Origin of the sequence: Subdoligranulum sp. APC924/74, from assembly GCF_003324125.1 — a bacterium.
In the GTDB taxonomy this organism is placed as follows: domain Bacteria; phylum Bacillota; class Clostridia; order Oscillospirales; family Ruminococcaceae; genus Gemmiger; species Gemmiger qucibialis.
In genome coordinates, this window is record NZ_PSQF01000118.1 from 1 (window position 1) to 7,266 (window position 7,266).

The window sequence follows — 7,266 nt, forward strand, 5'->3', positions numbered from 1 at the left end:
TTATCGAGCATTTTGGCAACGCAGATGCCGTGCCGCAGCCGTCGGAGCGGTGCTTAAGCCGTAAGGCGGGAATTGTGCGGTGTTGCTCTAACTGAAATGTAAACAGAACAGCATTCCATGTCAATTTCTATTGATTGAAAATGACACTTGCAGTGAGTACAATAAGATTATACGAAGCGCGCTAGTTTTTGTACGGAATGACAGGGACGGCAGGGGAGCCGAACATACAACCACATGCTGCTTCCCGGTTTGCCCCAACCAAATCAAAAGGAGGGACCACTTTGAAAAAGTCTACGAAACGCAGCGCTGCCGCGATGGCAGCAGCCATGTCACTTTCACTTGCCCTTTCCGCTTGCGGCGGCAGCTCTTCTGCTGTAGCATCCAGCACCGCAACCGCAGCATCTGATTCCACCGCTGTTTCCTCCGCCACTACCGCAGCAAAACCTGTTGCTGACCTGCCCGAAGGCCTGGAATGGATGACACCGTTCGATGAGACTGTTACCCTGAATGTTTGCGTTGGCTGGGACGCCGACAGCAGCGTGAAAGACGGCACCACCCCCGAAACCAACGCTCTGGTCCAGTTGGCAAAAGACTACCTGAACATTGAACTGAACTTCCTGTGGATGGTTCCCAACGATCAGCTTTCCGAGCGTCTAGCTCTCCAGTTCAGCTCCGGCGAGCTTCCTGATATCGTCATGCTGGACAGCGAAAACTTCTATGAATTCCTGGATAGCGATTACCTGCGTGATCTGACCGACGCTTACAATAACGATGCAAGCGACGATGTGAAAAACATTCTGAACATGCTGGGCGAAGCCCCCATGCAGTATGCTTCCCGCGATGGCAAGCTGTATGGCATTCCCGCTGCACTGGACCCGACCGAAGGCGTTGCCGGTTTGTACTACCGTTCTGACTGGCTGGATGCCCTGGGGCTGAGCGAACCCACCAATGTGCAGGAAATGAACGATATGTTGGTCAAGTTTGCTGAGTACGGCCCCACCGTCAACGGCGGCAAGGATACCGCAGGCCTCGGCTCCACTTCCAGCGTGCTGAACACCAACTTTGCTCTGGCCGCTTACTTCCAGGCTTACGGTGCATACCCCAACAAGTGGATCATGCGCGATGGCGAGCTCGTCAACGGTATCGTTCAGGACGAGATGGTCGATGCTCTGAACGGCCTGAAAGACCTGTATGACCGCGGTGCTCTGGCACCCGACTTTGCAACCTGGAACTCTGACCAGTTCACCGAGCGCGTTACCTCTGACCAGGTTGGCGCTACCTTTGGTACCTACTACATCCCCGCATGGCCGCTGAACCAGAACAAGGATGCCAACCCCGACGCCGACTGGAAAGAAATCAACCTGCCCAACCTGGGCGGCAATGCAAAGCCCGCTATGAACCAGGCTTCCATCCAATTCTTTAACGTTGTTACCAAGAACGCCCCCGAACACGCAGAAGAAGCTCTTGTCAAGCTGATCAACCTGGGCATGGCTGTTAACGAAAACTGCGCGACCGATAAGACCATCTTCAATGGTCTGGATAAAGCCGAGAACGGCGCATCCGTTTTCTATCTGCCGGTTTACATCTACTTCCCGGTACCTTGGGCAACCTACCGCCCCGAAATCTGGGCAGCTTATGAGGCAAAGGATCGCGATTCTCTGAAGGTCGAGTACGAGAAAGTCATGTACGACTATATGGATGACTGGCTGACCAACGGCAACAACTCTGAAAACCGCGGCACCTCCTGGGGCCAGTACAAGAGCCGCCTGGAAAAGGGCATGGGTATTGACATTGGCCTGACCGCACGTGAGACAGGTTTCTATGAGACCAACTACTTCTACGGCGGTGCAACCGCTACTGAGCAGCGCGCTTCCTCCACGCTGTCCGATACCGCAACTTCCTTCATCATTGAGTACATCATGGGCCAGAAGACCGAAGCTGATTGGGAAAGCTTTAAGCAGAGCTGGAACGACATGGGCGGCGCTGACTGGACCAAGGAAGTCAATGAGCAGTACAAGAGCATTGCTGGCTGATGTGTAAAGCAAAAGCTTTTGCGCTGAATTTCATGTAACGTTTCCTCTCTACACCATATCTTCCCCTTCACCCCGGCCGTTTCTCCTCCAAGGAACGGCCGGGAATTTTTTAGTTAGGAGTTAGGAGGGAGGAGTTGGGGGAGCGCTTAATGAATTTTAATGAATAGAGAATAAATAATAATTGTGGTGGACCGCGGCGCGCTGCGCCGCTCAGGAAATATTAGGTTTGCTGTTGCTTGAAAATGTGTGGTAAACAACAAAATATCCTGTAGGGCGCGATGCCCTCATCGCGCCGGGCAGAAACGTTGAAATACACGGCGGACGCTGCAAACAAATGGAATTCGAACATAAAAAGGCAGCGCCCGGTGCAAATCTCGCACCGGACACTGCCTTACATTCAATTTCTAATTACTCATTGCTAATTATCAATGCTTTTCCGCTCTTTTTTCCATTCCGCGCAAAAAATCTTTATAAATTCCGGGGTCGGAATCTGGAATAACGGTGGCATTGCAGGTTTTCTGATAGAATTCCACCGGGCCAACGCTGCCAATGATGGCATAGCCGTACCCGTATTCCCGCATGGCGGTCAGACAGCGCAGCAGCAGGGCAGTGCCCACACCGTGGCCCTGCTCACTGTCCAGCACACGGGTGGGACCGAAAAAGTCCGGCGCGGTGGCATCGTAACAGGCGTAACCCACGATCTCGCTGCCGCGGGTGGCGATCCAGCAGCCAATGGGCGTATGGGCAAAACTGACAGCGCATTCACCGGCAGCGCAGTCGCCAGAGTGGATGCGCACCCAATCCAGCACGCGCTGGCGGTCCGGCGCCATGGCACGGCGGATCTCGACCCCAAACGCGTGGCTCCGCGCCAGGGCCGGGGCTTCATCAGGCAGGTCATACAGTTTAACAAGCATATCAGGCATGGGAAAACCTCCAATTTGGGTGTGTGGATATTAGTAGCAAGAAGTAAGTTAGGAATTAGGAAGGAGGAGGTAGGAGTTGTCTCGGTTTGGGTTGGAGAGGAAAGAATAGATCAATGGAACAGGTAACGATATCCATATCGAATGACGAATTCCTCATTGCTCATTTCTAATTATACCAACTCCTAACACCTCACTCCTACTTCCTAACTATTTTCCGCCATAACCGCTGCTCCATCCGCGGCATCGCCAACGGGTTCGGGGAAGGTGAGGGTGGGGAACTGGGCAGTCAGGCGGGTGATAACAGCGGCACGCAGGGTTTCATTTTTTTGCATCACACTGCCAAGCAGGGCCATACTGCCGGTCTGCAAACCAAGGGGCTGCATGGCGGCGGCAGCCATCTGGGTCAGTTCATCAGCGGCATGGGCAATAATGGCCTGCGCCGCGGCATCGCCCTGCTGCAAGGCAGGGTCCAGCAGGGGGGCCAGGGCGGCAATTTCCTTTTTGGTTGTGGTGGGGGCATAGGTGAAGCGGATAACCGGCTGCACGCCTGGCGCACCCAGGCGCTGGGCGACCAACTCCGTCAGAGCTGTGGCGGGGGCACGGCCATCGGCAGCGCGCACCACGGCGCGCAGAATATCCCGTCCGAGTGCATAGGCACTGCCCTCATCGTCGATCAGATGTCCCCAGCCGCCGCTGCGGGCTTCGCGGCCATTGGCCGTGCGGGCGTAACAGATGGAACCGGTGCCTGCAATCAGCACAGTGCCCACCGGCTGGCCCAAGGCACCGGCCAGCGCCGTGACCTGGTCGCCAACGATTTGCAGCGGGCCAGTGTAGCCGCCTGCGCGGATGATATCCTGAATAAAGTTGTAAGCATCCGGGTTGCTGATACCTGCGCTGCCGATGCAAAGCCCATCGCACCCGGCCAGCCCTTCCGGTTGGGCAGCTAGCCAGGCCAGCGTATCGGTCAGGGTTTTGGCGGCAGCGGTGCGGTCGCTGTTGCAGTTCAGGGGGCCAAACACAGCGCGGCTGTGGGCTGCGGAACCGCGGGTGCGCAGCTCCACGGCGGTTTTGGTTCCGCCGCCGTCAATGCCAACATAGTAGGGCATCATTGGGCCTCCTGTTCCGGCGTGGCAATGGGCAGGCGGCCTGTTGCGGCATGGCGGCCCAGCAGAACATCCGCCACGGCGGCAGTGCTGCGGGCGGAGTATTCATACGCGGCAAGGGTGTAGACACTTTCCGGCAGGGGGAAGAGGTCATACGGGTTGCGCAGCGCCACCACAATAACGGGCTTGCCGCTGTGCTCAGCCAAGGCCTTGGTCAGCTCCAGCTGCTGCGGGTGCAGGTGGCCGTTATAGGTGCCGATCACGATACTGGTGTAGCTTTCGGCGCGGCGCACCCACTCGTAAATTTCATCCTCGCTGGGATCAATGGGGGTGGTAAAACCATCTCCACCCAGCGCTTTGGCCATCATAACGGGGAAGCTTTGCTGCACATCGTCCACCACATTGCCCACAAGGCCGGTGCGGTAGACCTGGCAGCCCAGGCACAGTGGGTGCCCGCCCACGTTAGGGCGGCCTGCTTTGGGTACATGCACTTCGGTAATGGTGGCGCGCAGCAGCTTGTCATTCAGGGCGGCGGCCTGCTCCGCATCAAACGCGGCGGCGGGCACGGCGGCCAGCTTGGCCTTAGCGGCCAGAATGCGGTCCACACTTTCTTCCATCTCTTTGCGGTCCAGTTTGCCGGACTGCAAAGCTTCGGCGGCAGCCTTGGCGGCTTTGCCGGAAAGCAGGGTGGTGTGGGAAAGCAGCACCAGATCCACCCCGGCGTTCATGGCGGCCAGCACGCCGTTGACCGAACCAAAGAACTTCTGCACAGCCTGCATCTCCATGCAGTCGCTGGTGACAAGGCCGGTAAAGCTCATTTCGCCGCGCAGCAGGCCGGTGACGATGCGGCGGGACATGGTGGCGGGCACACCGCTGTCATCCAGCGCGGGGAACAGGATGTGCGCCGTCATGATGGCGGGTACGCCGTCGGCAATGGCAGCGCGGAAGGGAGCCAGCTCCATCCGTTCCAGTTCATCGCGGGGCTTGTCTACACAGGGCAGGGTGAGGTGGCTGTCCAGCGAAGTATCGCCGTGGCCGGGGAAATGTTTGGCCAGGCAGAGCACGCCGCCATCCTGCAGGCCGCGGATCATACCGGCGGCATACTTGGCCACGGTGGCGGGGGTATCGCCATAACTGCGCACCCCGATGATGGGGTTGGCAGGGTTGCAGTTGACATCCACGCTGGGGGCCAGGTTAAAGTTGACGCCCAGACTGCGCAGCTCTTCGCCGGTCAGCTTGCCGGCTAGATAGGTGGTTTCGGGGTCACCGGTGGCGGCCAGCGCCATGGAGCCTGGTACATTGATGCAACTTTCCGGCAGGCGGGTCACAGCGCCGCCCTCTTGATCAATCATGATAAAAGCGTCGTGGCCGGTTTCGCTGCGGATGAGGGTTTGCAGGTCAGCGCACAGGGTCCGCAGCTGGTCCGCGCTGGCAATGTTTTCGCGGAAAAGGATGATGTTGCCGATCTTATATTCTTTGACCACCTGCACCAGCTCCGGTGTGAGGACGGTTCCGGGAAAGCCAGTGACAAGGCGCTGGCCGATACGTTCAAGGTCTGTCATGTTTAGGCTCCTTCTGATTATGAGGGAAATTTTTAGTTAGGAGGGAGGAGTTAGAATTGTGCGGTATTGCCTTTATTCTTTTTAATTGCCCATTGCTAATTCCTAATTCGTCCAGCTCCAACCTTGTGATGCCGCAAAACTCCTAACTTATCATTCGTACATTCTCGCAAACGCTGCCCTTTCATCAAACGCTTTTGCCTCGTTCTCCCAGCGTTCCATCAGCGCGTCAAAGTCCGGCCAATCGTGGGCAAGTACATCGCTGCCGGTTAGGCGGTTGATGGGCAGCAGGGCTTTTTCGTCTTCGGGCTGGCGCAGGGCAAAATCGTTGGGGTATATCTCGCGGATGGCATACAGCAGGGCGGTGCCGGTGCGGATGGTGTCATATGCTTTGGTGTCGGTCAGGTGGATGTGTACGCCCTCGCAGCGCCTGCCTGCATGTTTGGAAGCACTGGGCGTAAAGTAAGCCGCGGTAAAAATTACGCCCGGAAGCTTTTTAGCGTTCATCCGGTCAGCCAATGCCGCACCGTTGATGAACGGTGCGCCGATCAATTCGAACGGGGCCGAGGTTCCGCGCCCTTCCGAAATGTTGGTGGCCTCGGTCAGGCAGGTGCCGGGGTAGAGCAGCGCGGTTTCAAAGTTGGGAATGGCCGGGCTGGGCATCATCCAGTACAGCCCTGTTTCGGGAAAGAGCATCTCCCGTTTCCAGCCCAGCACCGGCAGCACATGCAGCTGGCAGCCAATGTGCTGTTCCTCGTTGGCAAGGCGGGCAAATTCACCGGGGGTCAGGCCGTACCGGGTTGTAAGGGGATAGGCCCCCACAAAGCTTTCAAAACCGGGCTGCAGCAAACCGCCCTCCACCTTGCCGCCCAGGGGATTGATGCGGTCCAGCACTACCAGTTCTTTGCCCGCGGCGGCGCAGTCCCGCATCACATACAGCAGGGTGGAAATGTAAGTATAAAACCGCGCGCCGATATCCTGGATATCATAGATCACGGTATCTACCAGGTCCAGCATCTCCGGCGTCATGTGCTGGGAATCCTTGCGGTACAGGCTGTACACCGGCAGTCTGGTAGCGGGATCGGTGTAGGTTTCCACGGTAGCACCGGCGTCATGGTCGCCGCGTACGCCGTGCTCCGGGCCGAACAGCGCTGTCAGCGGGAACTGCGCGTGGATGGCATCAATGCCGGATGTCAGCATCCGAGTTACGCCGGATGTCGAGGTGATCAGGCCGAGCCGCCGCCCTTTCAGCCAGGGCGCGGCGTCAGCCAGGTGGTCAAGACCATTCAGAACCATGGGGAAACCTCCTGTTGCGGTAAACGCTGTGAAATTTTATATCAGAAAAGCTTACCAAATTGCACGATGCAAAGAATAAACGAGAGAAAAAGATTTTTTGCCCCGCGATATGGCAAAATAATGACTTGATATGTTCATTATATTCGCGTTATAATAAAAAGAAAAGGGGGCTTTAGAAATTTTGTTTCAAAAAAGTTGAGAGTATTTTTGTACAAAATTTCTAAGGCAATACCGCATAATTCTAAGTGCCGATACGGCGAGCGAGGTGCGGCGGCTGCTAAGCCAAAAGCGCAGATAATACTGGATGCTGCAAAGGTGAGCGCCGCCAGTGGCGGAAACAGCGAACCGAAGC

At 56.8% G+C, this 7,266-nt stretch carries 6 protein-coding genes; 1 reads left to right on the forward strand and 5 read right to left on the reverse strand.

What is annotated here, in order from left to right; genetic code table 11:
• The first annotated feature begins 281 nt into the window (after positions 1–281).
• Positions 282–2,033, forward strand: coding sequence for an extracellular solute-binding protein (locus C4885_RS14710; RefSeq protein ID WP_158538920.1), 1,752 nt, complete (start codon positions 282–284; stop codon positions 2,031–2,033).
• 425 nt (positions 2,034–2,458) lie between these two features.
• Here the strand turns inward: C4885_RS14710 and C4885_RS14715 are convergent, their stop codons facing one another.
• The 5 genes from C4885_RS14715 to C4885_RS16815 all read right to left on the reverse strand — a co-directional run.
• Positions 2,459–2,956 carry a GNAT family N-acetyltransferase gene (locus tag C4885_RS14715; RefSeq protein WP_114001056.1) on the reverse strand — a complete coding sequence of 166 codons (498 nt, stop codon included), beginning with the start codon at positions 2,954–2,956 and terminating at the stop codon, positions 2,459–2,461.
• Between the two features lie 203 nt (positions 2,957–3,159).
• Positions 3,160–4,062, reverse strand: a complete 903-nt coding sequence (locus tag C4885_RS14720) for a BadF/BadG/BcrA/BcrD ATPase family protein (protein WP_158538921.1) — start codon at positions 4,060–4,062, stop codon at positions 3,160–3,162.
• Complete coding sequence (locus tag C4885_RS14725) at positions 4,062–5,621, reverse strand: glycoside hydrolase family 3 protein (RefSeq protein ID WP_114001058.1); 1,560 nt, start codon at positions 5,619–5,621, stop codon at positions 4,062–4,064. Before C4885_RS14725 ends, C4885_RS14720 begins: the two co-directional genes overlap by 1 nt.
• A 150-nt stretch (positions 5,622–5,771) precedes the next feature.
• Positions 5,772–6,914 carry an exo-beta-N-acetylmuramidase NamZ domain-containing protein gene (locus C4885_RS14730; protein WP_114001059.1) on the reverse strand — a complete coding sequence of 381 codons (1,143 nt, stop codon included), beginning with the start codon at positions 6,912–6,914 and terminating at the stop codon, positions 5,772–5,774.
• Positions 6,915–7,051: 137 nt separating this feature from the next.
• A partial coding sequence (locus tag C4885_RS16815; protein ID WP_207657602.1) for a hypothetical protein occupies positions 7,052–7,266 on the reverse strand: 215 nt, incomplete at its 5' end.

What these genes read in the sequence shown, in the direction of transcription:
- C4885_RS14715 (WP_114001056.1), bottom strand. Translation starts at nt 2,956, where the DNA reads ATGCCTGATATGCTTGTTAAACTGTATGACCTGCCTGATGAAGCCCCG.
- C4885_RS14730 (WP_114001059.1), bottom strand. Translation starts at nt 6,914, where the DNA reads ATGGTTCTGAATGGTCTTGACCACCTGGCTGACGCCGCGCCCTGGCTG.
- C4885_RS14725 (WP_114001058.1), bottom strand. Translation starts at nt 5,621, where the DNA reads ATGACAGACCTTGAACGTATCGGCCAGCGCCTTGTCACTGGCTTTCCC.
- C4885_RS14720 (WP_158538921.1), bottom strand. Translation starts at nt 4,062, where the DNA reads ATGCCCTACTATGTTGGCATTGACGGCGGCGGAACCAAAACCGCCGTG.